Origin of the sequence: Micrococcus sp. KRD077, assembly GCF_017168505.1 — a bacterium.
Lineage (GTDB): Bacteria > Actinomycetota > Actinomycetes > Actinomycetales > Micrococcaceae > Micrococcus > Micrococcus luteus.
Map to the genome: position 1 here is coordinate 1 of NZ_JABFAZ010000059.1, position 406 is coordinate 406.

Sequence of the window (406 nt, forward strand, 5' to 3'; positions counted from 1 at the left end):
GACCTTGCTGGTTCAAACAAATCCAATGTAAATGATGCAACTGATTATAGTTCTGAAACACCTGAAGGTAAAAATGTGTGGTTTGGTGTACGTGAATTTGCTATGGGTGCTGCTGTAAATGGTATGGCTGCACATGGAGGTTTACATCCATATGGTGCAACATTCTTCGTATTTAGTGATTATTTAAAACCAGCGTTACGCTTATCATCAATTATGGGATTAAATGCTACGTTCATCTTCACACATGATTCAATTGCAGTAGGTGAAGATGGTCCTACTCATGAACCAATTGAACAATTAGCTGGACTAAGAGCCATTCCAAATATGAATGTTATCCGTCCTGCAGATGGTAATGAAACAAGAGTAGCATGGGAAGTTGCCTTAGAATCTGAATCTACACCTACTT

Annotated in this window: 1 pseudogene; it reads left to right on the forward strand. The window is 38.7% G+C overall.

Features of this window, described 5'->3' with window-relative positions:
- A pseudogene (locus J1M39_RS11245) lies at window positions 1-406 on the forward strand (transketolase); the annotation flags it as partial.